General features: G+C 60.9%; 1 pseudogene. It reads right to left on the bottom strand.

Annotated features, from left to right (window positions below):
• Positions 1-262 (bottom strand): annotated as a pseudogene (locus CBX98_RS25405) (GNAT family N-acetyltransferase); the annotation flags it as partial.
• Positions 263-483: the final 221 nt, after the last annotated feature.

Raw genomic sequence — 483 nt, forward strand, 5'->3', positions numbered from 1 at the left:
TGCGATCGATGTACACGAAGCTTTCGTAATGGGCCTGGAACCAGCGGAAATTCGGACTGCTGTATTCAGCGTCCGGACGCATGGCGATTAGAAAGCCGAGGATGCGGCCATCCTGTTCGGCGACGCGAAAATAGTGCGCGATCTCGTACAGGTGACGCAGGCGGCTGCGGTCCGTGGCGAGGATACCGGTGCCTGCCTCGTTATTGAGTGCCAGCACGGCATCCAGGTCGTGCTCGCGCACGTCGCGGATGGCAAGGGCCATTCGTTGCTCCGCTAATGGTTCTGGAATGATTGGTTCTAAAAACGGGCGACCCCCGGGCCGCCGAATGCGCGGCATTATGGCACGCCGGCCACCCCAGTGGCGCGCCACCGCGCATGTAAAACCGTTGTAAAGCCGACGCTTGCCGTTCGCCCTAGCGTGACTTCTATCAGGTGGTGCGACGGGCGCGAAGCCCTATGATGCGGCCATGTCGAAGGTTCAGT

Source organism: Vibrio sp. T9 (genome assembly GCF_003123985.1).
Classification (GTDB): domain Bacteria; phylum Pseudomonadota; class Gammaproteobacteria; order Enterobacterales; family Vibrionaceae; genus Vibrio; species Vibrio diabolicus.